This is a genomic window from Streptomyces sp. NPDC092370 (assembly GCF_044755265.1).
Taxonomy (GTDB): Bacteria; Actinomycetota; Actinomycetes; order Streptomycetales; family Streptomycetaceae; genus Streptomyces.
Genome location: NZ_JBIVQO010000001.1, coordinates 791,677 through 818,436, shown reverse-complemented (window position 1 = coordinate 818,436; position 26,760 = coordinate 791,677). Strand labels below are relative to the sequence as shown.

The 26,760-nt window shown below is 71.8% G+C and carries 24 protein-coding genes and 1 riboswitch; of the genes, 15 read left to right on the top strand and 9 right to left on the bottom strand.

The genetic code is table 11. From position 1 onward, the window contains the following. From ACIQHQ_RS03640 to ACIQHQ_RS03630, 3 genes are all read left to right on the top strand, one after another. Positions 1 to 951 carry an N-acetylmuramoyl-L-alanine amidase gene (locus ACIQHQ_RS03640; RefSeq protein ID WP_402609690.1) on the top strand — a complete coding sequence of 317 codons (951 nt, stop codon included), beginning with the start codon at positions 1 to 3 and terminating at the stop codon, positions 949 to 951. A gap of 158 nt (positions 952 to 1,109) precedes the next feature. Continuing rightward, positions 1,110 to 1,940 carry a hypothetical protein gene (locus ACIQHQ_RS03635; protein WP_402609688.1) on the top strand — a complete coding sequence of 277 codons (831 nt, stop codon included), beginning with the start codon at positions 1,110 to 1,112 and terminating at the stop codon, positions 1,938 to 1,940. 96 nt (positions 1,941 to 2,036) lie between these two features. Beyond that, the gene (locus tag ACIQHQ_RS03630; RefSeq protein ID WP_402609686.1) at positions 2,037 to 3,047 is read left to right on the top strand and encodes an LLM class F420-dependent oxidoreductase; all 1,011 of its coding nucleotides are present in this window, start codon (positions 2,037 to 2,039) and stop codon (positions 3,045 to 3,047) included. A gap of 10 nt (positions 3,048 to 3,057) precedes the next feature. Here ACIQHQ_RS03630 and ACIQHQ_RS03625 read toward each other — a convergent pair whose 3' ends face one another. From ACIQHQ_RS03625 to ACIQHQ_RS03615, 3 genes are read right to left on the bottom strand one after another with little or no spacing between them, the layout of a single operon-like run. Beyond that, positions 3,058 to 3,807: a hypothetical protein gene (locus tag ACIQHQ_RS03625; RefSeq protein ID WP_402609684.1), complete on the bottom strand. Its 750-nt coding sequence runs from the start codon at positions 3,805 to 3,807 to the stop codon at positions 3,058 to 3,060. Beyond that, positions 3,794 to 5,359 (bottom strand): substrate-binding domain-containing protein, encoded by a 1,566-nt coding sequence (locus ACIQHQ_RS03620; protein ID WP_402609682.1) that lies wholly within the window; start codon positions 5,357 to 5,359, stop codon positions 3,794 to 3,796. Before ACIQHQ_RS03620 ends, ACIQHQ_RS03625 begins: the two co-directional genes overlap by 14 nt. Beyond that, complete coding sequence (locus ACIQHQ_RS03615) at positions 5,356 to 6,603, bottom strand: hypothetical protein (RefSeq protein ID WP_402609680.1); 1,248 nt, start codon at positions 6,601 to 6,603, stop codon at positions 5,356 to 5,358. The genes ACIQHQ_RS03620 and ACIQHQ_RS03615 overlap by 4 nt, the downstream gene beginning before the upstream one ends. A 172-nt stretch (positions 6,604 to 6,775) precedes the next feature. Between ACIQHQ_RS03615 and ACIQHQ_RS03610 the strand changes: the two genes are divergently transcribed. Next, on the top strand, positions 6,776 to 7,069 hold the full coding sequence (locus ACIQHQ_RS03610) for a hypothetical protein (RefSeq protein ID WP_283969927.1): 294 nt from the start codon (positions 6,776 to 6,778) through the stop codon (positions 7,067 to 7,069). 94 nt (positions 7,070 to 7,163) lie between these two features. Here the strand turns inward: ACIQHQ_RS03610 and ACIQHQ_RS03605 are convergent, their stop codons facing one another. Genes ACIQHQ_RS03605 through ACIQHQ_RS03595 form a run of 3 tightly spaced genes read right to left on the bottom strand, consistent with a single transcriptional unit; the run spans position 7,164 to position 10,515 of the window. Continuing rightward, complete coding sequence (locus ACIQHQ_RS03605; protein WP_402609678.1) at positions 7,164 to 8,234, bottom strand: prenyltransferase; 1,071 nt, start codon at positions 8,232 to 8,234, stop codon at positions 7,164 to 7,166. Beyond that, positions 8,231 to 8,980, bottom strand: a complete 750-nt coding sequence (locus ACIQHQ_RS03600) for a class I SAM-dependent methyltransferase (RefSeq protein ID WP_053672097.1) — start codon at positions 8,978 to 8,980, stop codon at positions 8,231 to 8,233. Before ACIQHQ_RS03600 ends, ACIQHQ_RS03605 begins: the two co-directional genes overlap by 4 nt. Further along, positions 8,974 to 10,515 carry a glycosyltransferase family 4 protein gene (locus ACIQHQ_RS03595; RefSeq protein ID WP_402609675.1) on the bottom strand — a complete coding sequence of 514 codons (1,542 nt, stop codon included), beginning with the start codon at positions 10,513 to 10,515 and terminating at the stop codon, positions 8,974 to 8,976. The genes ACIQHQ_RS03600 and ACIQHQ_RS03595 overlap by 7 nt, the downstream gene beginning before the upstream one ends. Before the next feature lie 212 nt (positions 10,516 to 10,727). On the opposite strand from ACIQHQ_RS03595, the gene ACIQHQ_RS03590 reads away from it, so the two are divergent. From ACIQHQ_RS03590 to ACIQHQ_RS03580, 3 genes are all read left to right on the top strand, one after another. Beyond that, entirely contained in the window at positions 10,728 to 11,390 is a 663-nt protein-coding gene (locus ACIQHQ_RS03590) for a TetR family transcriptional regulator (protein ID WP_402609673.1), read from the top strand. Between the two features lie 42 nt (positions 11,391 to 11,432). Then, positions 11,433 to 12,797, top strand: a complete 1,365-nt coding sequence (locus tag ACIQHQ_RS03585; protein ID WP_402609671.1) for a pentapeptide repeat-containing protein — start codon at positions 11,433 to 11,435, stop codon at positions 12,795 to 12,797. 238 nt (positions 12,798 to 13,035) lie between these two features. After that, complete coding sequence (locus tag ACIQHQ_RS03580; protein ID WP_402609669.1) at positions 13,036 to 14,952, top strand: ATP-binding protein; 1,917 nt, start codon at positions 13,036 to 13,038, stop codon at positions 14,950 to 14,952. Between the two features lie 289 nt (positions 14,953 to 15,241). On the opposite strand, the gene ACIQHQ_RS03575 is transcribed toward ACIQHQ_RS03580, so the two are convergent. Further along, on the bottom strand, positions 15,242 to 15,475 hold the full coding sequence (locus ACIQHQ_RS03575; RefSeq protein ID WP_402609667.1) for a ferredoxin: 234 nt from the start codon (positions 15,473 to 15,475) through the stop codon (positions 15,242 to 15,244). A gap of 2 nt (positions 15,476 to 15,477) precedes the next feature. After that, complete coding sequence (locus ACIQHQ_RS03570; protein ID WP_402609665.1) at positions 15,478 to 16,929, bottom strand: aldehyde dehydrogenase; 1,452 nt, start codon at positions 16,927 to 16,929, stop codon at positions 15,478 to 15,480. Between the two features lie 158 nt (positions 16,930 to 17,087). Between ACIQHQ_RS03570 and ACIQHQ_RS03565 the strand changes: the two genes are divergently transcribed. From ACIQHQ_RS03565 to ACIQHQ_RS03555, 3 genes are all read left to right on the top strand, one after another. After that, positions 17,088 to 18,113, top strand: coding sequence for an MBL fold metallo-hydrolase (locus ACIQHQ_RS03565; protein WP_402609663.1), 1,026 nt, complete (start codon positions 17,088 to 17,090; stop codon positions 18,111 to 18,113). Positions 18,114 to 18,189: 76 nt separating this feature from the next. Next, the gene (locus ACIQHQ_RS03560; RefSeq protein ID WP_402609660.1) at positions 18,190 to 18,645 is read left to right on the top strand and encodes a nuclear transport factor 2 family protein; all 456 of its coding nucleotides are present in this window, start codon (positions 18,190 to 18,192) and stop codon (positions 18,643 to 18,645) included. Between the two features lie 66 nt (positions 18,646 to 18,711). Next, positions 18,712 to 19,617, top strand: coding sequence for a helix-turn-helix domain-containing protein (locus tag ACIQHQ_RS03555; protein WP_402609658.1), 906 nt, complete (start codon positions 18,712 to 18,714; stop codon positions 19,615 to 19,617). A gap of 3 nt (positions 19,618 to 19,620) precedes the next feature. Here ACIQHQ_RS03555 and ACIQHQ_RS03550 read toward each other — a convergent pair whose 3' ends face one another. Then, positions 19,621 to 20,436: an SAM-dependent methyltransferase gene (locus tag ACIQHQ_RS03550; protein WP_402609656.1), complete on the bottom strand. Its 816-nt coding sequence runs from the start codon at positions 20,434 to 20,436 to the stop codon at positions 19,621 to 19,623. Positions 20,437 to 20,871: 435 nt separating this feature from the next. Further along, positions 20,872 to 21,007, top strand: a riboswitch (cobalamin riboswitch). A 113-nt stretch (positions 21,008 to 21,120) separates the two neighbouring features. Here ACIQHQ_RS03550 and ACIQHQ_RS03545 point away from each other — a divergent pair. From ACIQHQ_RS03545 to ACIQHQ_RS03525, 5 genes are read left to right on the top strand one after another with little or no spacing between them, the layout of a single operon-like run. After that, positions 21,121 to 22,329 (top strand): prenyltransferase/squalene oxidase repeat-containing protein, encoded by a 1,209-nt coding sequence (locus ACIQHQ_RS03545; RefSeq protein WP_402609654.1) that lies wholly within the window; start codon positions 21,121 to 21,123, stop codon positions 22,327 to 22,329. Beyond that, entirely contained in the window at positions 22,326 to 22,961 is a 636-nt protein-coding gene (locus ACIQHQ_RS03540; protein ID WP_402609652.1) for an SCO2322 family protein, read from the top strand. Before ACIQHQ_RS03545 ends, ACIQHQ_RS03540 begins: the two co-directional genes overlap by 4 nt. Next, on the top strand, positions 22,954 to 24,051 hold the full coding sequence (locus tag ACIQHQ_RS03535; protein WP_402609650.1) for an energy-coupling factor transporter transmembrane component T: 1,098 nt from the start codon (positions 22,954 to 22,956) through the stop codon (positions 24,049 to 24,051). The genes ACIQHQ_RS03540 and ACIQHQ_RS03535 overlap by 8 nt, the downstream gene beginning before the upstream one ends. Further along, positions 24,048 to 25,709, top strand: a complete 1,662-nt coding sequence (locus ACIQHQ_RS03530; RefSeq protein WP_402609648.1) for an ABC transporter ATP-binding protein — start codon at positions 24,048 to 24,050, stop codon at positions 25,707 to 25,709. Before ACIQHQ_RS03535 ends, ACIQHQ_RS03530 begins: the two co-directional genes overlap by 4 nt. Then, complete coding sequence (locus tag ACIQHQ_RS03525; protein ID WP_402609646.1) at positions 25,706 to 26,530, top strand: ECF transporter S component; 825 nt, start codon at positions 25,706 to 25,708, stop codon at positions 26,528 to 26,530. Before ACIQHQ_RS03530 ends, ACIQHQ_RS03525 begins: the two co-directional genes overlap by 4 nt. Positions 26,531 to 26,760: the final 230 nt, after the last annotated feature.

Sequence of the window (26,760 nt, the reverse complement as noted above, 5' to 3'; positions counted from 1 at the left end):
GTGTCGTACGCAGGCCCGGATTTCGAACCGCCCCAGCCCCGCCGCCCCCGCCGCGGCCCCCTGACCGTGGCGCTCGCCGCGCTGGTGCCGGGGGCGCTGCTCGGGTGGCTGGTGTACGAGACGGTGGGCGGCTCGGGGGACGACGGCGGTTCGGGTCAGGCGGCCGTACGGTCCTCGCCGCCCACCGCGTCGAGCGCGCCCTCCGACGACGCCAAGGAGCCGAGCCCCTCCCCTGAGCCCACGGCCCCGTCCTCGGTCTCCGCGTCCGCCGCCTCCGGCCCGCTCCAGGGCAAGGTCGTCGTCATCGACCCGGGGCACAACCCGGGCAACTTCCAGCACGCGTCCGATATCAACCGCAAGGTGGACATCGGGACGAACCGGAAGGAGTGCGACACCACCGGCACGTCCACCAACGACGGGTACACCGAAGCGACGTTCACACTGGACGTGGCGCACCGGATGCGCACTCTGCTGGAGGAGCAGGGCGCCACGGTGAAACTGACACAGGACGGCGACCGGCCGTACGGGCCGTGCGTGGACGAGCGGGCCCGGATCGGCAACCGGGCGAAGGCCGATGCCGTGGTCTCGATCCACGCGGACGGCTCGGGCGCGGGCAACCGCGGCTTCCACGTGATCCTGCCCGGCGCGGTCAAGGCGGGCGCCGCGGACACCGGGGCGATCGTCGGCCCCTCCCGCGATCTCGGCGAGCGCGTCGCGGGCCGCTTCGTGGCCGTCACCGGCAGCGCGCCCTCCAACTACACCGGCGACGGCGGCGGTCTCGTCACGCGTGAGGACCTGGGCGGTCTCAATCTGTCAACGGTTCCCAAGGTGTTCATCGAGTGCGGCAACATGCGCGATAGCAAGGACGCGGCGTTGCTCACCAGCGGCGCGTGGCGACAGAAGGCGGCGCGAGGAATCTCTGAGGGAATCGTGAGTTTCCTGCGCGGGTAGTACCGGACCGGCAGATCCCGGCGGACACCCTGATCGGGCGGACGATAGGGTCCTCCTTACGATGAGGGGCCACCCCCGCGCTTCACACCGAGTCCGGACGGCGGCATGGTGACAGCGACGCCTCTACCGACGACGAGACGACCTACGAAGGACCTGAAGTGAATATCCGCTCTCTCACTCGAGGCGACGGCGTGGTGATCGGAGCAGCGGTGTTGCTGTTCATCGCGTCGTTTCTCGACTTTTACTCGTCCGACGGCGCTCCGGAGGGCCTGGAGATGCCCAGCCTGTGGGGCAGCGGCCCGGTGCTGATGGGCGTGGTACTGGCGGGCGTCGTCGGCGCCGCACTCGTCGTCGTCGGCCGCGCTCTGACGCAGACCCCGAAGGTCGCCGGTCTCGAACTCGGCCAGGTCGGCGCCGCGCTCACGGTGTTCGCCGCGTGGAGCGCCCTCGGCAACATCTTCGACCCGGCGAGCGCCAACAACAACTTCGGCTCCTCCTCGGACGGTCCGGACGCCGGCATCGGCCTGATCCTCGCCCTCGTCGCCACGTTGCTGATGGCCGCCGCCGCCCTCGCCACCCCCCTCGTCCCGGCCCTCAAGGGCGCCCTTCTCCCGGCGCCCCGTCCGGCCGCCCCGCAGCCCTACGGCGCCCAGCCCCCCGGTGGTTACGGCTACCCGGGCGCGCAGCAGCCCGGTGGCTACGGCCACCCGCAGCCGGGCCAGCCGCAGCAGGCCGGGCAGCCGTTCGGCGGGCAGCCCCAGCAGGCCCAGGCTCCGCAGCCGCCGGCCGGGGACTTCTCCCCGTTCTGGTTCGCGGTGCCCGTGCCGCGGCCGCTGTTCGCGGAGGACGGCTCACCCACGCCGATCGCCGAGCTCGCCCCGGGTACCTGGTACCTGGCCGTCGAGCAGCGCGGAGCGGCCCTGGTCGCCCAGACGCAGGACGGCCGCCGCGGTGTCCTCCAGGACACGTCGGGCATCCAGCGCGGCTGAGCCCCACGCCCCCTCACGGCCCCTCGCCCTTCCGGGTGGGGGGCCGTTGCCGTACAGTCGGCGTCCCGTCAGCTGACACACCGTCAGGAGGCAGGCATGCGGCTCGGTCTCGCGCTCGGCTACTGGGGCCGCGGCCCGTCCCCCGACCATGTGCGCCTGGCCCAGGAGGCGGAGCGGCTCGGCTACGACTCCGTCTGGACGGCGGAGTCCTGGGGATCGGACGCCTTCACCCCGCTCACCTGGATCGCGGCCCACACGTCCCGGATCCGCCTCGGCACGGCGGTCGCGCAGATGGCGGCCCGGTCACCGGTGACGACCGCGATGCACGCCCTCACCCTGGACCACCTCTCCGGCGGCCGCGTGATGCTGGGCCTCGGGCTTTCGGGCCCGCAGGTCGTCGAGGGCTGGTACGGCCGCCCGTTCCCGGCCTCCCCGCTCACCGCCACCCGCGAGTACGTCGACGTCGTGCGGCAGGTGCTGCGCCGCGAGGCCCCCGTCGAACTGGCCGGCCGCTTCCACTCCCACCCCTACCGGGGCCCGGACGCCACGGGCCTCGGCAAGTCCCTCAAGCCGATCACCCACCCGCTCCGCTCCGACCTGCCGATCCTGCTCGGCGCGGAGGGCCCGAAGAACGTCGCCCAGACGACCCGCGTCGCCGACGGCTGGCTGCCGCTGTACTGGTCCCCGACGCGGCCGGAGGTGTACGGCCCGGCCCTGGGCGACCTGCCCGAGGGGTTCCTCGTCGCCCCCATGGCCCAGGTCCGGGTCTGCGACGACGTCGCCGAGGGCCTGCTGCCCGTCAAGGCCATGCTCGGCTTCTACATCGGCGGGATGGGCCACGCGGCGCGCAACTTCCACGCCGATCTGATGGCCCGCATGGGGTACGAGGAGGAGGCCCGCGGGATCCAGCAGCTCTTCGCCGAAGGCCGCCGCGAGGAGGCCGTGCTGGCGGTCCCGGACGCCTTCGCAGACGAGATCTCCCTGGTCGGCCCGCGCGAACGGATCGCCGAGCGGCTGGAGTCGTGGCGCAAAGGGCCGGTGACCGACCTCCTCGCCCTCGCACCCGACCCGCACACCCTGCGGGTGCTCGCCGAGCTCTCCCGGTGAGCGGCGGCGGTCACCAGAAGATCGCGATCGCCTCCAGCGTCACCTCACGGGTGTCCTCGCGCCAGCCGGTCATCTTGCCGAGGCAGCGGGCCGTGAACGTGCCGGCCGGGATCGAGCGGCGCGCGTTTCCAGGGGCTACGACGCGCATGTACACCGGGGGCCGCTCGGCACCGTACTCGGCACGCAGCTCGAACCCCTCCGCCACGTCCGGTACGCGGGCGAACACACCTTTGACCGAGACGAACTCGCCGATACGGCTCAGGGTCACCGCACGACCGTCGGCCAGGTTGTCGGCGAGGTTCCGGTTCGGGACGACGGTCAAGGTGGTCAGGTCGGCGTGGACGATGGCGTCGGCCCGGTCGAAGGCCTCCATGACCACGCCGATCACATTGATCGGCTTGTCCTTGCGCACGAACTTGCGGAACGTCTCCTGGCTGACGTCCCGCTTCAGCCGGAACCGGAACAGCCACGTCAGCACTCGGCTCCAGAAACCGACACTCGTGTCGACCTTCGTCCGCAGTTCGACGGCCTCCTCCAGCGCGGACCGGTAGTTGCCGAGCTCGTACAGGTCCATCACCGCCTGCTCGTCCAGGTACAGGCAGATGCTGTACGCCGACTGCCAGCGCCGCAGGTGCCTGCGCCGCTCGCGGGCGTGGCGCACCAGCACCACCGCGAGCGCCACCGCGCCGGCGGCCGTGACCAGCCAGACCGTCATCCACGGCCACCACAGGCTCCACCACAGTGCGTCAGTGACAGCCACGGATCTCCTTGAAGGCTTCGGAAAGGGACGAGTCGGCGGCGTCCACCATCCGTCCGCCCGTTCTCGCCGCCGCGCGCCGCAGCTGGCCGGCGTCGGCCTCGCCGACGTGGACGGGGTAGGTGTGGACGGCGGTGCGCACGGCGGCGGGCAGCGCCTGGTGGCGGCGTACGAACTCCGCATACGGCAGGCCCGCGTTGTTCTCTCCGTCCGTCATCAGGACGAGCGAGACGGAACGGTCGGGGTCGGCGTCCAGTGCGCGGGCGGCGGTGCGGTAACCGTGGTCGAGGGCGGACCACACGGCGGTGGCGTCACCGTAGCCGCCCCGGGCGACGGTGCCGGCGAGGGCCGTCAGGTCCTTCGGGCCGGTGACGGTGACGGTCTTCTCCTCCAGCACCCGCCCGCCGAAGCGGACCACCGTCAGCCGCTCGCCCCGGTGGAAGCGGGTGAACTTGCCGGAGGCGGAGGGGTCCGCGCCGCTGAGTCCGGCGAAGGCCTCGCGCAGCGCGGCCATCCGGGCGCCGCGCATCGAGCCGGAGAAATCGAGCAGGAAGACCACCTGGCTCGTGGTGCGGCGGTCGGGGTCACCGTAGTTGGCCAACAGGGTTTCGACGACGGCGGGCCGGTCGGGATAGAAGAGCGCGTTGCCGACCGGTTCACGCAACGGCGCGTCCCGGGCGACGGTCGTGTTCACGGGGCGGCGCTGGGCGCGCCGCATGATCTGCTGCTGCACAGAGTCGCGCCGCAGCCACTGCGTGACCTTGTCGTACGCGGTGCGCTGGGCCGGGTTCAGCAGAAGCAGCGGGAAGTCCGCCAGGACCATGCCGTCCTCGGGGCGTACGACCTCCAGTCGGTCGTCGAGGCGTCCGGTGGCGTTGAGGGCGAGCAGATCGGACTCGTACGTGATGAGGGCGTTGGCCTCGTCCTGGTGGTCCACGTAGGAGTCGACGAGGGCGGGGCCGGTGTCGGCGGTGAAGTGCTGGCCTGAGCGGAAGCCGCGCAGCCGGTCGCAGGAGACGTCCTCGTAGCGCAGCGCGGCCCCGGTGCCGGCCGCGGCGGTGGCGACGCCGACGAGGGCGGCGAGCCCACTGCCGGCACGCCGGGGGTCGGCCATGCCGAAGCGGACGGTGCCGGTGGCTGCGGCGTCCGCGATGTCCGCCCAGGTGAGTCCCGAGCCGGGCACCTGGGCGCGGAGCGTACGTGCCACGTCCGGCTTCAGGCCGATGACGACGGGGGACGTCATGGTGGGGGTGCGCAGCAGCCCCCGGATCGCGTTCTTGCCGGTGAGACGCAGGTAGTGGTCGGAGGACAGCCAGGCGAGGTCGTACCTGTCACGGTCCGGGTTCTTCGTCTCGGCGTCGGCCCGCTGGTCCAGGAGCAGGTCGACGCCGGTGGCGTCCTTCAACTCGCCCAGCAGCGGGGCCAGTACGGCGAGATCGGGACTGGCGAGCACGCGCAGCCGCACCGTGTCACCGCCGTCGTCAGCCGAGCAGGCGGTGAGGAGGCCGGCCACGAGCGCCAGGCAGAGCGCCAGCAGGCCCGCGCCGCGCCTCACCGGCCGCCCGTCCGGTCCGGGCAGTCGCCGACCATCTCGATCATCTTCTCCAGCAGGGGCAGGCTGGGCAGCACCGCCCGGGTGTCGTCGGAGGAGGAGGTGGGCACCGGGATGCGTCGCTCGGTGAGGAACCGGGCGAGTTCGTCACTGGTGGTGCCGCTGGTGGCGTTGCGGGAACGGAATCCCAACTCCATGGCGCGGTACTGCAGTTCGGGGTCCTTACTGACCAGTTCGCCGAGCCGGGCGCCGTCGCCGGTCAGCGCGACGAGCTGGGGTTCGGTGACGAAGCGTGTGGACGGGTAGAGCAGGACGCGCTCGTCGTCGGTCGCGCCCCTGGCGGCCTCGTGCCCGATCTGGTGGGCGAGGAACTGGTGCTCGTAGATCACTGAGATCGGGGCGATGCTCTGCCCGTCGGGGGACAGATACGTTTCGGCCCGTTCGGAGGACGGCAGGCCCTGTTCGACCAGGAGCGGCTTGATCTTCCGGGCGAGTTGCTCGGCTTCGGCCTCGGTGTCCGGTGCGTCATTCCCGTGCTCGACGAAGGCCACGAGTCCGAGATAGGTGCCGGCGGAGTTGGCCTCGCAGATGTCCGAGGTCTGGGCGAGGATCCTGTTGCCGTTGCGGACGTGGTCGTCGCGGTCGATCTCGTCCCAGCGGTAGCCGCCGCCGTCCCTGGGGCCGCGCTGGACGTCGTTCCTCTTGCCGTGTGCGAGATCGAGGAACTTGCGCATGTCGAGGGTGTAGTACATCGGCCGGCCGCCCGAGCCCGGCAGGGGCTTGGCGACGCCTTCCGCCGTGAGCACCTCGGCGTAGTCCCGGTAGGTGGCCAGCACGATGGGGCTGACGAACGGGCGGTACAGCAGCACGGGACGGTTCGCGCGGGCGCGCTCCCGGCTGATCAGGTCGGCGGCCGGCTGGCCGGAGGGGAAGACGACGTCGTACGGCTCGTAGTCCTGCTTGGCGATCTCACGCGAACCCATGTTGGTGATGTGCACGCGGAAGCCGTGCTTCATCAGCAGCCGCTCGACGACGGGGTCCTGGAAGAAGTCCCTCTTCGAGGCCATCTTGGCCTCTATGGTGACCACCTGCCGCAGCGGCAGCAGCAGGTTCCCGGAGGCCACGAGCAAGACGAGCCCGATGACCGGGACGGACAGCGCCGCCGCCAGCGCTCTGCGCAGGCGACGACGCGGGGGTCTGGTGACGGTTAACCGCGGCTCTTCGGTAGCGGGTCTGTTCGCGGGCACCTGCGTTCTCCCCCCGTGACACCTGCGTTCTCCTCGTGTTGCCGGGCCAGGATGGTCGGTGATCCGGGTGTACCCGGAACGGGCCTTTTGGGAACGTCGGTTGAACGCGGAGAAAAGGGCGCACGGCGAACGGGTCGGGTTTCAACGGGGCCGTACGGGCTATCCGGTGAACATGTCCCCTCGATATCGCAACGGTGCGAATCAGGCCGGCACGATCGTCGCGGTCGTGGCCGACATCATGGCCCTCATCCTGGGCCTGTGGATTTTGATGTACCTGCTGGAAGCCAACCCCGGCAACTCGTTCGTCCAGTTCATCCACGACGCGGCCCGCTGGCTCGCCGGCTGGTCGCACGACCTGTTCACGTTCGACGAGGCCTGGGCCCGAGTGGTCTGCGGCTACGGTCTGGCAGCGGTGGTGTACCTGTTCATCGGCCACGCCATCGCCAATCGAGTGCACCGGCACTGAGAACGCCGTTCGGGGGCTCGCCCTCAGGGACGCGGGAACTGCGCGAGCAACCACACACCGCGCGCGCCCGCGGCCCCGGCGAGCCCTCGAGCGCTCAGGCGCAGCACTCCGCCTCGAGCCCCATGGGCAACTGCTCCCCACCGAACACCTGGCACGTGGCCTCGTGACCCCCGAGCGCGGCCACGGCCAGCAACAGCGACCCCGCCGTCCACGTGGTCAGCTCCCGCGGCCAGATCGCGTCGTCGTCGAAGACGTATCCCGTCCAGTACAGCCCGCTCTCCGGGTCGCGCAGGTGCTGGATGGACTGAAGGATCTCCAGCGCACGGTCCGATTCCCCCATCGCCCACAGCGCGAGGGCGAGTTCGGCGGACTCACCGCCCGTGACCCACGGGTTGGGAACCACGCACCGCACCCCCAGCCCGGGGACGACGAACCGGTCCCAGTCCTCCTCGATGCGGGCCTTGGCCGCCGCACCGGTCAGCGCGCCGCCGAGCACCGGGTAGTACCAGTCCATCGAGTAGCGGTTCTTGTCGAGGAACCGCTCGGGGTGGTGGCGTATGGCGTGCCGCAGCGCACCCGCCGCCAACTCCCAGTCGGGTTGCGGCTCTTCCCGCTGCTCGGCGATGGCCAGCGCGCAGCGCAACGCGTGGTGGATGGAGGAGCTCCCGGTCAGCAGGGCGTCCGTCGTCTCCGTCCCGTCGTCGTCGCGCCGCCAGCCGACCTGCCCGCCGGGCTGCTGGAGGCGCAGCACGAACTCCATCGCCGCGTACACCGCCGGCCACATCCGGTCCAGGAACGCGTCGTCGCCGGTGGAGAGGTAGTGGTGCCAGACGCCCACGGCTATGTAGGCGACGAAGTTGGTCTCCCGGCCCCGGTCGGTGACCGCGTCGAACTCGCCGTCGGTGTAGGCCGCGTACCAGGAGCCGTCCTCGTTCTGGTGCCGGGCCAGCCACCCGTAGGCGCGCTCGGCGGCCTCGTGCTCGTCGGCCGTGTCGAGGGCCATGGCCGCCTCGACGTGGTCCCAGGGGTCGAGGTGGTGCCCCCTGAACCAGGGGATCGCCCCGTCCTCGCGCTGCACGGCGAGGATGCCGGCGACGGTCGCGGCGGCCTGCCCGGCGGTGAGGACCCCGGGCAGGACCAGATGTTCCGTCCGGGGAGTGGTCACGTGGCGTCCGCCCCGGTGTCGGCCAGACGCGGCAGGTGCGGCTTGGTCGCGTACGCCACGAAGCTCTTGCCGATCAGCGGGTTCAGCGCCTGCTCGGCGACCCGGGTGGCCAGGGGCTTCTTCATGATGTCCCAGACGAGCAGCTTGTGGTACGCCCGCACCGGCAGCGCCTTGTCGTTGTCGACACCGAACGCGCACTTGAGCCACCAGTAGGGCGAGTGCAGGGCATGGGCGTGGTGCGTGCCGTAGGGCTCGAGGCCGGCCTCACGGATCTTCTCCAGCAGTTCGTCCGCCTTGTAGATGCGGATGTGGCCGCCCTCCACCTCGTGGTAGGCGTCGGAGAGGGACCAGCAGACCTTCTCGGGGCCGTAGCGCGGGACGGTGACGGCGATGCGCCCGCCGGGCTTGAGCACCCGGACCATCTCCGCGAGGACGCCCTTGTCGTCCGGGATGTGTTCCATCACCTCGGAGATGATCACGACGTCGAAGGACTCGTCGGGGAAGGGCAGCGCGAGGGCGTCGCCCTCCATGGCCGTGGCGGTGGCGCCCTCGGGGGCCTCGCCGGCCTCCTTCATCGCCGCGAACCACTTGGCGACCTCGCGGATCTCCTCGGCGTTCTGGTCCAGCGCCACGACCTGCGCGCCCCGCCGGTAACACTCGAACGCGTGCCGCCCGGCACCGCAGCCGAGGTCCAGGACACGGTCACCCGGGGCGAGCGGGAACCGGGAGAAGTCGACGGTCAGCACGTGGCCCTGCTTTCGGAGTTGACGCCTTCTACATCTGTGGGAGCCGCGGATCCCGCACCGGCCGCAGCCCCCGGTCCGGCACTCGCCGGAGCGACGGCCCCGGCCGGGGAATCGGCTACCGCCGAACCGGTGGCGGCTCCGGTCGCGGAACGGCCGGGAACCCGGTGCGCGGAGCGGGTGTCTTCCGTCGCGGAACGGTCACAGGCGGCGGAGGTCGTGCGCCCGCCGTCGCTCCCGGCCCGGGCGATGGCCTCGCGGTATCGGGCCACCGTGCCCTCGGCGGCCCTGGCCCAGGTGAAGTGCCGCAGTACCCGCTCGCGCCCGGCCGCGCCGAGCCGTGCGCGCAGGTCCGCGTCGCCCAGCAGCCGGCCGAGGCCCGCGGCCAGCGCGCCCGCGTCGCCGGGCGGTACCGCCAGGCACGTCTCCCCGTCGCGGCCGGCGACCTCGGGGATGGCGCCACCGGTCGTGGCGAGCAGGGGCGTGCCCGTCGCCATGGCCTCGGCGGCCGGCAGCGAGAAGCCCTCGTAGAGCGACGGCACGCACGCGACCTGCGCCGAGCGCACGAGGTCGACGAGTTCGGCGTCGGAGATGCCCTTGACGAACTCCACGGCTCCGGCGAGGCCGTACCGCTCCATCGCCTGGGCGACCGGCCCTTCGGCGGGCCGCTTGCCGACGACGACGAGATGGGCGCCGGGGTGTTCGGTCCGTACCTTGGCCAGCGCCTCGACGAGATGCACCAGGCCCTTGAGCGGCACGTCCGCGCTGGACGTCGTCACGATCCGGCCCGGCACGACCGGCACCGACGGATCCGGCGAGAACAGGTCGGTGTCGGCGCCGATGTGAACCACGTGGATGCGGTCCCGCCGGACACCGAGGTGGTCGATGATCTCCTGCTGCGACGTGCCGGAGACGGTGAGCACGGACGGCAGCCGCCGCGCGACGCGCTTCTGCATGCGGGTGAAGGCGTACCACCGGCGCACCGAGCACCGCCGCCGCCGGCCGTCCGCCGCGTCCAGCTCCAACTGCCGGTCGACGGTGATGGGGTGGTGGATGGTCGTCACCAGGGGAGCGCCGACATCGCCCAGCAGGCCGTAGCCGAGGGTCTGGTTGTCGTGCACGACGTCGAACTCGCCGCGGCGGGCGCGCAGATGGCGGCGGGCGCGCAGCGAGAACGTCAGGGGTTCGGGGAAGCCGCCCGTCCACATCGTCGCGACTTCCAGCGCGTCGATCCAGTCGCGGTACTCGCCACGCCCCGGCGTGCGGAACGGATCCGGCTGGCGGTACAGGTCGAGGCTGGGCAGCTCGGTGAGGCTCAGCCCGTCGTAGCCCTCGTCGAGCACGGGGTACGGCTGGGCGCCGATGACCTCGACCCGGTGTCCGAGGCGGGCCAGTTCGCGCGAGAGGTGCCGGACATAGACGCCCTGGCCGCCGCAGAACGGGTTCCCTTTATAGGTGAGGAGCGCGATGTCGAGCGGTCGCAAGCCGTCGGCAGCGGGGTCCTCCGGGGCCCCGGCCTCCCTGGCCTCAGCGGTCACTCCGAGCCCCCTTCTTCCTGCACTGTCCCGCGACATTACGCCGGGACGCTAATCTAGAACAAGTTTCAGACTTGATCGTTCGGAGGCTCCGAATCTACCGGCAGGTAAGGGCGCTGTGACCGGTGGATCAGGTGATTCACGCCACGGCCGGTGCCGTGCCATGCTGTGTGATCACTCGTCCTCACGGACGGTCACGGAACGGGATTCGAACCATGCCCGCAGAAGCCAAGGTGAGCGCCAAGGTGAACAAGCCGGCCAAGGTGGAAGCCAGAGCGGCGGCCCCCGCCTCCGCCCCCCTCACGGAGCGGCAGGAGGCCCGGCGGCGCCGCATTCTGCACACCAGCGCGCAACTGGCCAGCAGGGGCGGCTTCGACGCCGTGCAGATGCGGGAGGTCGCCGAGTCCTCGCAGGTGGCTCTCGGCACGCTGTACCGCTACTTCCCTTCCAAGATCCACCTCCTGGTCGCCACGATGCAGGACCAGTTGGAGCACATGCACGGCACCCTGCGGAAGAAGCCCCCGCAGGGCGAGACGGCGGCCGAGCGCGTCGCGGAGACGCTGATGCGGGCCTTTCGGGCGCTGCAGCGCGAGCCGCACCTGGCCGACGCGATGGTCCGCGCGCTGACCTTCGCCGACCGCAGTGTGAGCCCGGAGGTCGACCAGGTCTCCCGCCAGACGACGGCGATCATCCTGGACGCGATGGGCCAGGAGAACCCGACTCCGGAGCAGCTCTCGGCGGTCCGGGTCATCGAGCACACCTGGCACTCGGCGTTGATCACCTGGCTGTCGGGGCGCGCCTCGATCGCCCAGGTGAAGATCGACATCGAGACGGTGTGCCGCCTGATCGACCTGACGGCACCGAGGGCGGCCCATTAGAACGCGTGCAACCAGGAGCGCCTGAGGACAGTCCTGAGAAGGGTGAGCCTTCGTACGCCCCGGCGCGAGCCCGAACGGCGCGGCCTTCGTCTGTGGCCGGTCGGCCTCGCCCTGTCCACGGCCTTCGCCACGGCCGTACTGGTCGCCGCCACGGTGTTCTTCACGGGATGGGACCTGCTCGACGCACGCGGACTGAAGCCGGAACGCCGCGTCGACTCCAAGACCCTGTTCGACCTCGTGAAGTTGTCCTTCGGCGTCGTCGCCGGAGCCGGTGCACTGGTGGCCCTGGTCGTCGCCTACCGACGCCAGCGAGTCGACGAGGACGGCGCCCTGCGGGAAAGCACCCGGCTGCACACCGAGCGCTTCACCGCCGCCGTCTCGCAACTCGGCGACGAGTCCGCTGCCGTCCGTCTCGGCGGGGTGCACGCCCTGGCCGGACTCGCCGACGACGCCCCCACCCGCGCACTTCGCCAGACCTGCATCGATGTCCTGTGCGCCTACCTGCGGCTTCCCTACACGGCGGAGGCCGATCTCGTGGCGGGCGAGGTGGAAGCCCGCCAGACCTACCTCGCTCTTCGGGAAGTCAGGCATACGGTCATCCGGCTCGTCCGGGACCACCTGCGGCTGCCTGTCCAGCATCAGCATTCGTGGCAAGGCCATGACCTCGACTTCACCGACGTCACCTTCGACGGCGGTGACTTCTCCCGTTCGGTGTTCTCGGGGGGGATGGTCAGGTTCACCGGAGCGGTCTTCCCGGGGGGCACCACCTCCTTCTCGGGCGCGTGCTTCTCGGGAGGCACCGTCGACTTCACTGGAGCGACGTTCTGCGGCGGTGCGATCGCCTTCACGGGCTTGGAGTTCTCCGGTGGCACGGCCGACTTCTCCGGTAGCGCGTTCTCCAGCGGCAGGGTCGACTTCAGCGGGTCGGTGTTTTCCGGCGGCGTGATCGCCTTCGGTGGCTCGGCGTTCTCCGGGGGCACGGTCGACTTCAGCGGCGCCGCGTTCTCCGGCGGCACGGCTGACTTCAGCAACACGATGTTCTCCGCCGGAAGAGTCGGCTTCGACGGCGCGACCTTCTCGCGGGGAATGGTCAGCTTCGAGTCCGCGGAATGCACCGGCGGCCGCGTCGGATTCAACGGCGCCCGGTTTTCAGGAAGCACGGTCAGGTTCGACGATGCCACCTTCTCCGGCGGCAGAGTCACGTTCACGGACACACTGTTCTCCGCCGGAGTCGTCGGCTTCGCGGGCGCCGCCTTCATAGGTGCCGCAGTCCGCTTCGACAACCGGAGCCTCTCCGGCGGCCGAGTCGACTTCACGAACGCCCGAGGTACGGCACCGACGGGATTGCTGCCGGCAAGCGGACCGAATTCACCGCCACCGGGGCTTACCGTGCCCCCGGGCTGGTGACCGTCCAGGGCGCGGCGGCGTACGAGGGCCCTGGCGCGACATCGGGCGTTTCACCTTCGGCCGGCCGACGCATATCACTCTGACAGGCGGGTCACGCTCCGCCCGGACAATACGCAGGAGGGGAACCGGCGACGTGGGGGCACAGAGCGGATCTTCAGGGGGAGTCCTCGCGTCTCCTCCTCACCAGCTGCCGCGAGCAACCACTCACTTCACCGACCGCACGGCGGAGATCGCGCGCTTGCATCGAGCGGCCCGCGAGGGCAACGGCCTGACCGTGGTGTCGGGGCAGGCCGGTGTGGGGAAGAGCGCGCTGGCGGTGTGGTGGGCTCACCAGGCGATGGACTGTTTCCCTGACGGGCAGCTCTACACGGACCTGCGTGGCTACCACGCACTGCCCCCGCAACGGCCCGAGGAGGCCCTGCACGCCTTCCTGCTGGCCCTGGACGCTCCCATGGGCCATCTGCAGGGACGCCTCGACGCCATGTCCGCACAGTTCCGTTCCATGGTGCACGGCAAGCGCCTGCTCATCATCGCCGACAACGCACGCCACGCCGACCAGGTGCTGCCGCTCCTGCCAGGGACTCCTGGATGCAGCGTGGTCGTCACCAGTCGTAGCGATCTGGCTGCCCTGGAGGTGACCCAGGGAGCCGGGCGCGTGCCCTTGCGGCCACTGCCCCGACGCGATGCCATCGAATTGTTCTCCCGCGTTTCAGGACAGGCCGAGAGCCGACAGATCACGAGCCTGATCAGTCAGTGCGGCACTCTGCCCCTCACCGTGCGGATCGCCGCGCAGCAGGCTCACACGCCCGGCGACATCGCCGATCTAGTCCGAGACCTGTCCGACACCGAAGACCGGCTGACAATCCTGACCAGTCCGGACGAGGAGACGGGAATGCGCATGGTGCTCTCGTGGTCGTACAACAGTCTCACCCCGGCCAAGGCACGTGCATTCCGGCTGCTCAGCCTGCACGCGGGCCCCGAGTTCTCCTCCGACTCCGCCGCCGCACTGATCAACATGCCGCCGACCGCGGCACTGCGCGTGCTCCGCGCCCTGAAGGCCGACAACCTGCTGGAGGAGATGTCGAACAAAAGGTTCCGGTTCCACGACCTGGTGCGCGATTACGCCGAGGAACGGGTCCTCGCCGAAGAGCCGGTGGCCGAACGCGACGCCGCGGTGCGGCGTGAACTCCTGCACTACCTCCGTCTCTGTGATCGCGCCGACCGGGTGCTGGCTCCACAACGCCGGCACGTACCCCTGGACGAGGACGAGGACGAGGAAACGTCACCCCCGTCGGCGCCCGGCTTCGCCGACCCTGCCGCAGCCCTCGCCTGGTGTGACACGGAGATCGCCAACATCGTCGCCGCAGTCGACCAGGCCATGAAGCGGGGCATGCACGACATGGCGTGGAAGATCCCGGTAGCCCTCATCTACTACTTCGTGGTCCGCCATCACCACACCTACCGTCACGACCTGTCCGCGACGGCTCTGCAAGCCGCCCGCCTGAACCGGAACGCCTGGGCGGAGATCTGGGCTCACATCTGCATGGGCGGAGCACTCGGCGAGGTCGGGCGGCACGCCGAGGCGGCCGAGAACTTCAGCGCCGCGCTCGCCCTCAGCCGCAGGATCGGCGACCGGAAGTGGGAGAGCATCGCCACCTCCAACCTCGCATGGACGCTGCGGATCGCGGGCCGCTACGAAGAAGCCTATGTGCAGCAGAAGCGGGCCCTGGAACACCACCGTGCCGAGCAGAACGAGCGCAGCCAGGCGATCAGCCTGAACGAACTCGGCACGATCAGCCTGCTCCTCGGCAATCCCGAGAGGGCACGGGAGCACCTGCTTGCCGCACTGGACATGTCCCGTGCAGCGAACGACGTGCTGACGGAGGCCGCGGTGCTTCACCAGTTGGGTGAGGCCGGCACGCGCATGCAGGACGCGGAGGCCGCGGCTGGGTGGTACGAGCAGGCCGTCACGCTTCGGCGCCTCGCGGATGACCGCCCCGGCCTCGCCCACTCCCTCGTGGAACTGGGCCGACTGCGGATCGAATCGCGCCGGGCCGAGGCCCGCACCCATCTCGAGGAGGCTCTGTGCCTCCTGGAACTGCTGGAAAACCCCTTGGCGGAGGAGGTACGCGACCTCCTGGATCGCTTCCGGTGACATACGGGCGGGAGAAGCGACCCGGGGCACGCGAGGGACCTACGAGACGGGTTCCCTTCGCCGGCATGGTCCGGATCAGGTGATGGGGGTCGCCTTCCGGTCGCCGGGTTCCGGCCCGGCGCCTTCCGGCCTCTCAGCCCTACCGTCGCAGTCGGCACCAGCGGAAGCCGAAGCCTCCTGCCGACGTCGGCCACTCCGGTCGGACTCCCTCACTCGCCTCGTAGGCCGACTTCCAGGATAGAAGCTCCCATAACGGAATAAAACCCCTCTCGTCATGATTGTTCGGGCGTTATTCCTCCGGCGGGAACACCGCCTCCCCGCCGTCCCGCAGCGTGATCGTGATCGCCTCCGTGGGACAGCTCTCCGCCGCCTCCAGCACCCGTTCGTTCGCGTCCATGTCCGGGGCGAGCGGACGGGACTGGCGGGCGGCATCCAGACGGAAACCGTCCGGTGCGTGGTGGAGGCACTGCGCGGAGCCGATGCACAGGGAGCGGTCGACCTCGACGTGCCAGCGGTCGCCCATCGCTACGCCTGCGCCGGGAGGTGGACCATCTTGTACTCCAAGTACTCGCCGTACCCCTCGGGACCGAACTCCCGCCCCAGGCCCGAGTTCTTGTAACCGCCGAACGGGCCGAGCATGTCCAGGCTGAAGGTGTTGACCGAGTACGTGCCCGTGCGCACCCGGCGGGCGATGTCGATGCCGTGCTCGACGTCGGCGGTCCAGACGCTGCCGCTCAGGCCGTAGTCCGAGTCGTTCGCGATCCTCACGGCGTCGGACTCGTCGTCGTAGGGCAGCAGGCAGATCACCGGGCCGAAGATCTCCTCGCGGGCGATGCGCATGGAGTTGTCGACGTCGCCGAAGAGGGTCGGCTCGACGTACCAGCCGCGGTCGAGGCCGGCCGGGCGTCCGCCGCCGGTGAGGATCTTGGCGCCTTCCTCCTGCCCGATGCGGATGTAGTCGAGGTTGCGCTGCTGCTGCCGCCGGGCCACCAGCGGGCCCACCTGGGTGGCCGGGTCCAGCGGGTCGCCGACCGTCAGGGCGCCCGCGGCGGCGGCGAGGGCGTCGGCGAACTCGTCGTAGCGGGAGCGCGGCAGGAGGATCCGGGTCTGGGCGACGCAGGCCTGTCCGTTGTTCATCCAGGCCGCGGGGGCGATGCCCGCCACGGCCGTCTCGACGTCGGCGTCGGGCAGGACGACGGCCGCGGACTTGCCGCCCAGTTCGAGCGTCACCCGCGTGAGGTTGCGGGCGGCCACCTCCATCACGCGCTTGCCGGCCGCGACCGACCCGGTGAAGGACACCTTGTCGATGCCGGGGTGCCCGACCAGGTACTCGCTCACCTCCCGGTCCGCGGGCAGGATGGACAGCACACCCTCCGGCAGCCCGGCCTCGCGGGCGATCTCGCCGAGCAGATAGGCGTCGAGCGGGGACTCGGGGGAGGGCTTGAGCACGACTGTGCAGCCGGTGAGCAGCGCCGGGGCGAGCTTGGCGGCGGCGACGAACTGCGGGACGTTCCAGGGGACCACGGCGGCCACGACCCCGACGGGCTCGCGGCGTACGAGGATCCTGCCCAGCACGCCGTCGCGTCGCTCCTCGTGGGTGAAGTTCCGGGCGACGGTGATCGCCGAGTCCCAGACCATCACCGCGCCGAGGGCCTGGGCGAGGACGCTCCAGGAGTAGGGCGAGCCGTTCTGGGCGGAGATCAGGCGGGCGATCTCGTCGTGCCGGACGGCGATGGCGTCCTTGATCCGGCCGACGACCTCGATCCGCTCGTCGAGGCTCATGCGCGGCCAGGGCCCCTCGTCGAAGGCCCGCCGTGCCGCCGTCACGGCCCGGTCCACGTCCGCCGTCGAGGCGTGCGGGACGCGTCCGATGACCTCCTCGGTGTGCGGGGAGATCACCTCGATGACGTCCTGGCCCAGGGGGTCGGTCAACTCCCCGCCGATGAACAGCTGTCCGTGTTCCACGAGCTCGGTCATGGCCGACTGCCTCTCCGGAAGCGTGCTCTGACGGTGCATCAGATATGCCCACTGATACCAGCCCCGCCCCGAGGAGTCCACGGACCGCACACCGCCGGGCGCCTCCCATGGGAACTCGTTCTAGTTATAGTGACGGGGAGCCGGCGACGGGGGAGCCCATGACACAGGTGACCGACCACGGCGGAGGCGTCCGGTCCCTCCGGGTCCCGATCCCGGACAACCCGCTCGGCCACACGCTGGTGTACGTCGTCGACACCGACCGCGGCCCGGTGCTGATCGACACCGGCTGGGACGACCCGGAGTCCTGGGACATCCTCGCGCAGGGCCTCACGGTGTGCGGCACCTCGGTCGCCGAGATCCACGGCGTGGTCGTCACCCACCACCACCCCGACCACCACGGCCTGTCCGGCCGGGTCCGGGAGGCGTCGGGCGCGTGGATCGCGATGCACGCGGCGGACACCGCGGTCGTACGGCGGACCCGCGAAGCCCGTCCCGAGCACTGGTTCTCGTACATGGCGGCCAAGCTCGCCGCGGCCGGCGCCCCCGAGGAGCACATCGCCCCGCTGCGGGCGCCCCGCCCGCGCACCCTGCCCGGCCTCTCCCCCGCCCTGCCCGACCGCGACATCGCCCCCGGCGAACTCCTGGAGCTGCCCGGCCGCCGCCTGCGCGCCCTCTGGACCCCGGGGCACACACCGGGCCACGTCTGCCTCCACCTGGAGGAGACCCACCCCGCCGAACTCCCCGGCCGGGGCCGCCTGTTCTCCGGTGACCACCTGCTGCCCGAGATCACCCCGCACATCGGCCTGTACGAGGACCCCGACGACACCACGGTGACCGACCCCCTGGGCGACTACCTCGACTCCCTCGAACGCGTGGGCCGCCTCGCCCCCGCCGAAGTGCTCCCGGCCCACCAGCACCCCTTCTGCGACGCCGCCGCCCGGGTGCGTGAGCTCCTCACCCACCACGAGGCCCGTCTGACCGCCCTGCTGGCCCTCCTCGCCGAACCCCTCACCCCCTGGCGGCTCGCCGAGCGCATGGAGTGGAACCGCCCCTGGGAGCAGATCCCCTACGGCTCCCGCACCATCGCCGTATCGGAGGCGGAGGCCCATCTGCGCCGGCTGGTGAAGCTGGGGCGGGCGGAGGCGGTGCCGGGGAGCGATCCTGTGACGTACGTGGCGGTGTGAAGACGACGCGGGGCAAGCGCGCCGCGCGGTGCGAAACGCGTCGCCGGACGGCTCGCCCGGATGCTACGAAACACCCATGGACCCCATGGAACGCCTCCTCGCCGAGCGCGCCTGCGAGCGCCTCGTCCTCGACTTCGTCCACCGGCTCGACCTCGGCGAACCCTCCTCGGTCGCCGAGCTGTTCACCGAGGACGGCGTCTGGCAGTGGCCGCCGGACGGGCGGCTGGTCAAGGGCCGCGAGGCCCTGCGTGCGTACTTCGGCTCCCGTCCCGCCGACCGGCTGTCCCGCCGCATGATGTCCAACATCCTGGTCACGGTGACGTCCCCGGACACGGCCGGGGCGATCTCCTACTTCACGACGTACCGCGTCGACGGGTACGGGGGCGGTGTCATCCCGGCCGGGCCGCCGGTCCAGATCGGGCACTACGAGGACACGTTCCACCGGACCGACGGGACGTGGCTGCTCGCCTCACGAACCCTCCACCTCCCCTTCGGCGGACCCACCCCACGCCCGAACGTGCCTGCGTCATAAGGCCCTTGACGTCCTGGGCGCCCCCTAGGATGGTCGGACGCAACGCACGCACCGGGAGAGATGCCCATGGGCACCGAAGAGGCCGCACGCACATCGACCGGCGGCGAGGCCCTGGAGGGCGGGTGCGCCGGGCCCATGGTGCCGCGGCTGGCGCTGGGCGCCCGGCTGCGCGGGCTGCGGCAGGAGCGCGGCATCGACCGGGCGGACGCGGGCCACGTCATCCGCGCCTCCGCCTCCAAGATCAGCCGGATGGAGGCCGGCCGCCACGGCTTCAAACTGCGTGACGTCGCCGATCTGCTCACCCTCTACGGCGTCACGGACGAGGCCGAACGCGCCACCTTGCTGGCACTGGCCGAGCAGGCCAACACCCCGGCCTGGTGGCGGTCCTACAGCGATGTGGTGCCCGCCTGGACGCAGACCTGCCTGGGCGCCGAGCAGGCGGCGAGCCTCATCCGCTGCTTCCAGGTCCAGCGGGTCCCCGACCTGCTCCAGACCGCCGACTACGCGCGGGCGGCCGTCCGGCTCGCCCACCCGGACGCGGGTGCGGCACAGATCGATCGCCGGGTCGCGTTGCGGATGGCCCGCCAGCGGATCCTGCACCGGCAGCCGGCGACCCGGCTGTGGGCCGTGATCGACGAGGCGGCACTGCGCCGCCCGGTGGGCGGCATCCCCGTGATGCGCGCCCAGCTCAGGCATCTCATCGAGCTCTGCCGGCTGCCGCAGGTCACGATCCAGGTCCTGCCGTTCGCCGCCGGCGGCCATGCGGCGGAGGGCGGCCCGGTCACCATTCTGCGGCTGCCCGGCGGGCAGTTGCCCGACGTGGTCTGCCTGGAGCAGCTCACCACCGCCCTCCACCCCGACCGGCCGGCCGAGATCGAGCGCTACTGGGACGCCATGAACCGGCTGGTGGTCGAGGCCGAGTCGCCGGACGAGACTCCGACCGTCCTGCACCGCATCCTCCAGGAGACCTGAGGGTCAGCGCTTGAGGGCCACCCCGCCGTACTGGTGCACCTCCGCGGGCAGTCCCAGGGCCGCGGCGTCGGGTCGCCAGCGTGAGCACGACGCCACACCCGGTTCGAGCAGTTCCAGACCGTCGAAGTAGCGCTCGATCTGCTCGGGGTTGCGCAGGATGTACGGGATCGAACCGCCCTCGTTGTACTGCTGGATGGCCCGGACGTAGTCCTCGCTGGTGTCGGTGGAGTCGTACTGCACCAGGTAGCTGCCGGGAGGAAGGGCGTCCACCAGCCGGCGCACGATCGAGCGGGCCTCGTCGTGGTCCTCGATGTGGCCCAGGATGCCCATCAGCATGAGGGCGACGGGCCGGTCGAAGTCGAGGGTCTTCCCGGCTTCCCGGACGATCGTCTCCGGCTCACGCAGGTCCGCGTCGACGTAGTTGGTGACGCCTTCCGTCGTACTGGCCAGCAGGGCGCGGGCGTGGGCCAGCACCAGGGGGTCGTTGTCGACGTAGACGATCCGGCTCTCCGGGGCCACCCGCTGGGCGATCTGGTGGGTGTTGTCCACGTTGGGCAGCCCGGTGCCGACGTCCAGGAACTGGCGGATGCCCTCCTCGCCGGCCAGGTGGCGCACGGCCCGGGCGAGGAAGTAGCGGGCGGCGCGGGCCCCGGTCTCGATGCCGGGGAAGATCTCGCGGAACGCGTCACCGGCCACCCGGTCGACCTCGTAGTTGTCCCTGCCGCCCAGCCAGTAGTTCCAGATCCGGGCCGAGTGCGGAACCGAGGTGTCGATCTTGGGGAACGGCTCCTGCTGGGAGTTCTCCACCTGGTCGGTCATGGACGCTCCTGGCGTGTGAGGTCGGGGAACCCCACGTTAGCCGGTCTGCGCCCCGAAGAGGATCAACTCCTCGGCAGCGCCCAGGAGTTCGACCTCCATCCGGCTCACCGTCGGACCGCACCCCGCCTGCGCAGGACCTCGCCCGGGGCCGGTCGCGTCAGTGGCGACGGGCCGGCGAGGAGGGCGGCGAGCATGGCACAGGCGGGTGCGGAGAGGGCCCTGAAGCCACCCCGCCCACCCGGTACCCCACGGATACGGGGAGATCGGCCCCACCCACCGGACGCAACCGCCGCCCGGGACGAAGCCGCGCCCCCCACCGGCGCACCGGCCGGCACGAGACCGTGCCACCGCGCAGGCCGGCGTCCCCGGGCGTCCCCAGGCGCAGCCCACCGTGCGGCCCCGGCCCCCCGGCCCCCCGGCCCCCTCGGCCCGATTTCTACGTGCGGGTACAGTAAGCGGGTCGTCATCACACCGTACGGGGGGAAGCCGGTGCAATTCCGGCGCTGACCCGCAACCGTATACCGCCGCTCCGAGGCGGTGAGCCGGATCGCTTCGTACGGTTTCGTGACCGGCTCACGTGCCCGGCAGATCGCCGGTGCACGGCACCGTCGAGGTATACGGAGCCGAGCCGCCGGGGTGTCCCGTGCTGCCCGGCTCCCCCACAGGGAGAGGCCCCCGCCGATCATGAACGTCCGCCGCAGCGCCGCGGTCCTGGCCGCCGTCGCCGTGATCGGCGCCGCAACCCCGGCCGCCGCCGCCCCGTCCCCGTCGCCCTCCCAGGCGTTCCCCTCCGCCCTGTACGGCGACTCGGACCCGAAGTTCGACGGCGTCTGGCGCCAGTCGCTCGCGCTGCTCGCACAGGACACGGTGGGGGTGAAGCCGGCCGCGAAGTCCGTGCAGTGGCTGGTGCGCCAGCAGTGCGAGAACGGCTCCTTCGCCTCGTACCGGCCCGATCCCGCCACCGCGTGCGACGCCAAGACGATGCTGGACACCAATGCCACGTCGGCGGCGGTGCAGGCCCTCGCCGCGCTCGGCGGGCACGAGGAGGTCAGCCGCAAGGCCGTCGGCTGGCTGAAGTCCGTCCAGAACCAGGACGGCGGCTGGGGCTACGCGCCCGGCGGCGCCAGCGACACCAACTCGACGTCGATCGTCATCGGTGCCCTCGTCGCGGCGGGCGAGAAGCCGGACCAGGTCGAGAAGGGCGGCAAGTCGCCCTACGACGCCCTGCTGAAGCTCGCGCTGCCCTGCGGCGGGGACGGCGGCGGCGCGTTCGCGTTCCAGCCGGACAAGAAGGGCAAGCTCACCGCCAACGCCGACGCCACGGCGGCCGGTGTGCTCGGCGCGCTGGGCCAGGGCATGGTCGTCAAGCCGGGCGAGAAGTCCGAGGCGACCTGCGAGAAGGCCACCACGCCCGAGCAGGCGGCGGCGAACGGTGCGGGTTATCTCACCGCCGCCCTCGCCAAGGACGGCGACCACCTTTTGTCCGCCCTGGCGGGTGCCGAGCCCCAGCCCGACTTCGGCAACACCGCCGACGCGGTCGTCGCGCTCGCCGCTCGGGGCGACACCGGGCAGGCGGAGAAGTCCGTGCGGTGGCTGGAGAAGAAGTCCGCCTCCTGGGCCGCGCAGAGCGGTCCGGCCGCCTACGCCCAGCTGATCCTCGCCGCCCACGCGACCGGCACGAACCCGCGCGACTTCGGCGGCGCGGACCTCGTCAAGCAGCTGGGCGCGACGGGCCCGGCCCCGCAGGCCGCGGGGAAGACCAAGGCCGCGGACGACAAGGAGGACTCCGGCTCGGACTTCTTCGGGGTCTGGTGGTACGTCGGCGTCTGCCTGGTCGCCGGGATCGGCATCGGGTTCCTGTTCACCGGCCGCAAGAAGCAGCGGCAGCTGTGATCCGCCGGGCCGTTCTGCTCCTCCTGGCCTCGCTCCTGCTGTGTGCGGGCGCGGGCCAGGCCCAGGCCGCCGGGTACCGGTACTGGTCGTTCTGGGAGCGCGACGCGGGCCGCTGGGTCTACGCCACCCAGGGTCCGTCCCTGGCCCGCCCCTCCGACGGCGACGTCCAGGGCTTCCGCTTCGCGGTGAGCGAGGACTCCGCGAGTGCACTCCGGCCGCGCGGCACGGCCGACTTCGCGAGGATCTGCGCGAAGACGCCCGCGCAGGAGGGCCGGAAGCGGGTGGCCCTGGTCATCGACTTCGGCACACCGTCGGACGCCCCCGGGGACGAGATCCCGCCCTCCGCCCGCACGGCCTGCGCCCGGGTCTCCCCCGACGCGACGACGGCCCAGGCCCTGGCCTCGGTGGCCGAGCCGCTGCGCTACGACACCAACGCCCTGTTGTGTGCGATCTCGGGCTATCCGGAGAAGGGCTGCGGCGAACAGGTCTCCCGCAAGCAGCAGAAGCAGAGGCCCGCAGCGGGGAAGAACTCCCCGTCGGACGACGGGCCGTCCCTGGGCCTGGTCGGGGGCATCGCCCTGGTGGTGGTCCTGGGTGGTGCGGCGGTCCGGCAGGTACGACGGCGTGGGTAGCAGCACCCGGTGCCTGCACCGGCACCGGGCTCAACTGCACCCCGGTGCCTGGTGGCTCTGGTCCCTGTCCCTCGGCACCGCGGCCACCCGCACCACCAACCCCCTGCTCCTCGCCCTCCTCATCACGGTCTCCGCCTACGTCGTGGCCACCCGCCGCCCCGACACCCCCTGGTCCCGCTCCTACGGCGCCTTCGTCAAACTCGCCCTCGCCGTGATCCTCGTCCGACTGCTCTTCGCCACCGTCCTCGGCTCGCCGATCCCCGGCACGCACACCCTCCTCACGCTCCCCGAACTCCCCCTCCCCGCCTGGGCCCAGGGCATCCGCCTCGGCGGCGAGGTGACCGCGGAGGCTCTCACCTTCGCCCTGTACGACGGTCTGAGGCTGGCCACCCTCCTCGTCTGCGTCGGCGCCGCGAACGCCCTCGCCAGCCCCTCCCGCCTCCTCAAGTCCCTCCCGGGCGCCCTGTACGAGTTGGGTGTCGCGGTCGTCGTCGCCCTCACCTTCGCCCCGAACCTCATCGCCGACGTCCGGCGCCTGCGGGCGGCCCGCCGTCTGCGCGGCCGCCCGGACCAGGGCATCAGGGGCCTGGTGCAGGTGGGCCTCCCGGTCCTGGAGGGCGCGCTGGAGCGTTCCGTCGCCCTCGCCGCCGCGATGGACGCCCGCGGCTACGGCCGTACCGCCCAGGTCCCCCCCGTGGTCCGGCGTACCACCACCGCCCTGACCCTCGGCGGCCTGCTCGGCGTCTGCGCGGGAACGTACGGCCTCCTCACGGCCGACGGCCCCGGCTACGGCTTCCCCGTGCTCCTCGCGGGTCTCGCCGCCGCCCTCGCGGGTCTCAAGCTCGGCGGACGCCGCTCGCTCCGCACCCGCTACCGCCCGGACCGCTGGGACGTGCGCGCCGGGCTGGTCGTGGCCTCCGGCGTGGCGGTCGCGGTCCTGCTCGCCCTCGCCGCGTCCCGCGACCCCGCAGCGCTGCACCCCGGTGTGGTGCCCCTGGTCACCCCCACCCTGCCCCTGTGGCCGGCCGCGGCCGTCCTGCTCGGCCTGCTGCCCGCTTTCGTCGCCCCCGATCCCGAGGAGCCGTCGTGATCCGCTTCGAGGATGTCTCCGTGACGTACGACGGGGCCGCCGGGCCCACCGTGCGGGGTGTCGACTTCGAGGTCCCGGAGGGCGAACTGGTCCTGCTGGCCGGTCCGTCCGGCGTGGGCAAGTCCACCGTCCTGGGCGCGGTCAGCGGACTCGTCCCGCACTTCACCGGCGGCACCCTGCGCGGCCGGGTCACGGTCGCCGGCTGCGACACCCGCACGCACAAGCCGCGCGAACTGGCCGACGTCGTGGGCACGGTCGGCCAGGACCCGCTCTCCCACTTCGTCACCGACACCGTCGAGGACGAACTCGCCTACGGCATGGAGTCGCTGGGCCTCGCCCCGGACGTGATGCGCCGCCGCGTCGAGGAGACGCTCGACCTGCTGGGCCTCGCCGGTCTGCGCGACCGCCCGATCGCCACGCTCTCCGGCGGGCAGCAGCAGCGCGTCGCGATCGGCTCGGTCCTCACCCCGCACCCGAGCGTCCTCGTCCTGGACGAGCCGACCTCCGCGCTGGACCCGGCGGCCGCCGAGGAGGTACTGGCCGTCCTCCAGCGGCTCGTGCACGACCTCGGCACCACGGTCCTCTTGGCCGAGCACCGCCTGGAACGCGTCATCCAGTACGCCGACCAGGTCGTCCTGTTGCCGAGCCCGGGGGCTGCCCCCGTGGTGGGCCCCCCGGCCGAGGTGATGGCCGTGTCCCCGGTGTACCCGCCGGTGGTGGACCTGGGCCGCCTGGCGGGCTGGGATCCTCTCCCGCTGACGGTCCGCGACGCCCGTCGCAGGGCGGCCGATCTGAGGCAACGGCTGGAGAGCGCCCCCAAGGGGCGCGGGGAACCGCGCGATCAAACACATTCGACCGGCACCCGCAAACCCTCCGAACGACCCACCCCGGTAGGCGCGGCCGAAGTCCGGGCCCTCTCCGTCACCCGCTCCCGCGTCCGCGCCCTGCGCCACATCGACCTCACCATCACCCCCGGCGAAACCATCGCCCTCATGGGCCGCAACGGCGCGGGGAAGTCCGCCCTGCTCAACTCCCTGGTCGGCCTGGTCCCGCCGAGCTCGGGATCCGTCCGGGTCAGCGGCAGCACCCCCCACCGCACGGCGCCCAAGGACCTCGTCCGCAAGGTCGGCCTGGTCCCCCAGGAGCCGCGCGACCTGCTCTACGCCGACACCGTCGCCGCCGAGTGTGCCGCGGCCGACCAGGACGCGGGCGCGGGCCCAGGCACCTGCCGGGCCCTGGTCACCGAGCTTCTCCCGGGCGTCACCGACGACACCCACCCCCTGGACCTCTCGGAGGGGCAGCGACTCGCGCTCGCCCTGGCCGTCGTGCTGACCGCCCGGCCTCCGATGATCCTTCTGGACGAGCCGACCCGGGGTCTGGACTACGCGGCGAAGGCCCGGCTGGTGGCGGTGCTGCGGTCCCTTGCCGCCGAGGGGCACGCCATCGTGCTGGCCACGCACGACGTGGAACTGGCGGCGGAGCTCGCCCACCGGGTCGTCCTGCTCGCCGAGGGCGAGGTGATCGCCGACGGTCCGACGGCGGACATCGTGGTCTCCTCCCCGTCCTTCGCCCCGCAGGTCACCAAGATCCTGGCACCTCAGCAGTGGCTCACGGTCGCCCAGGTCCGCGCGGCCCTCGCTCTCGAGACCACCACATGAGCACGCAACGGCAGGCCAGAGCCGTCCGCCTCGGCCCCCGCTCCCTCGCCGCCCTGGTCCTGGTCAGTGCCGTGGGGATCGCCGGTTTCGGCTGGCCCTTCCTCACCCCGCCCACCTCACGGCTCAGCGCGCACGCGCAGGACGCGCCCTGGCTCTTCGCGGGCCTGCTGGTGCTGCTGGTGGCGGTCGTGGCAGCGGCGATATCGGAGTCGGGCCTCGGCCCGAAGGCGGTCGCGATGCTCGGGGTGCTCGCCGCCGCCGGGGCGGCCCTGCGGCCGATCGGCGCCGGTACGGCCGGTATCGAGCCGATGTTCTTCCTGATGGTGCTGAGCGGCCGGGTGCTCGGGCCGGGCTTCGGGTTCGTCCTCGGCTCGGTGACGATGTTCGCGTCCGCGCTGCTCACCGGCGGGGTCGGGCCGTGGCTGCCGTTCCAGATGCTGGCGATGGGCTGGTTCGCGATGGGCGCGGGCCTGCTGCCCGGCCCGGACCGGCTGCGCGGCCGGGCAGAGCTCGCGATGCTCGCCTGCTACGGCTTGCTCGCCGCGTTCGCCTACGGCACGGTGATGAACATGGCGGGCTGGCCCTTCATGAGCGCCCTCGCCTCGAACGTGGCCTTCGACCCGCACGCGCCCGTCGCCGTGAACCTGGCCCGTTTCGTCGCGTACTGCGTCGCCACGTCACTCGGCTGGGACCTGGGCCGGGCCGTCGTCACGGTCGTCCTGACGCTCACCCTCGGCCCCGCGGTCCTCCGGGCGCTGCGCAGGGCCACGCGCCGGGCGGCCTTCGAGACGCCGGTCACGTTCGAGACCGCCGGGAAGTGAGGCTGCCCACGTGACACGGGTCATGTACGAGGCGGGGCCGTAGCGACAAGCCCCGGTCACAGGGTCCGACCTGCGCTGCGGTGCTGCCCTCCCTAGTAAGAGGGGCCTTTGCGCGCGCCCGGCGCGGCTGCTTCCGTGGACGACCGCTGCCCGCCGCCCCGCACGGCCCGCGGACCGGTTGCCGGTGCCGAACCAGGCCCACCCCACCGACCGAAGGCGGCGGCCCCCTG